The organism is Sinorhizobium sp. KGO-5, from assembly GCF_036245905.1.
GTDB classification, from domain to species: Bacteria; Pseudomonadota; Alphaproteobacteria; order Rhizobiales; family Rhizobiaceae; genus Sinorhizobium; species Sinorhizobium meliloti_A.
This window is the reverse complement of sequence record NZ_BDIZ01000027.1, coordinates 1-608: the sequence shown is the minus strand read 5'-3', so window position 1 is coordinate 608 and position 608 is coordinate 1. Positions and strand designations below refer to the sequence as shown.

Here is a 608-nt window from a genome sequence, read left to right as displayed (position 1 = left end):
ATTGTAGATGTCGATGGCCAGTCGGCGCGGCTCGTTTCCGAATATGTTTCCACAACCCTCAGCCGCCGCTTCGGCATTGGCGGCGGCGTCGGTCAGGTGGTCATCGGCATTGGCGACCAGTTGAAGGTCACGATCTTCGAGGCGGGCAGCGACGGGCTGTTTTCCACAACTGAATCGAAACAGACGAGCATCGATCTCGTCGTCCAGCCCGATGGCAAGGCGGCAATTCCTTATGTCGGATCGGTCCGTTTTGCCGGCCTGACGCTCGAGCAGGCGCGCCAGGCGATCCTCGATGCATTGAAACAGAAGGCCGTCGAGCCGGATGTGATCGTGACGTCGACGTCGACGGCGTCGCGCATCGTCACGGTCTCCGGCGCCGTCGGCCGTCCTTCGGTCGTCCCTCTCAATCTCGTCAGCGAGACGATCAACGAGGTCATCGCGAAGGCGGGCGGCCCATCGGCGCAGCCCTACGAGACATATGTGACCCTCGTGCGCGGCAAGAAGACCGGCACGGTCCTGCTGAAATCGATCATCGAGAGCCCGTCGGAAAACATTCACGTAAAGCCGGGCGACCAGATCTTCGTGACGCGCGATCCGCGGACCTTCAC

General features: G+C 61.8%; 1 protein-coding gene. It reads left to right on the top strand.

Annotated elements, in window-relative coordinates:
• Positions 1 to 608: polysaccharide biosynthesis/export family protein (locus BHD07_RS31835; RefSeq protein WP_338284322.1), on the top strand; the 608-nt coding region annotated here is incomplete at both ends.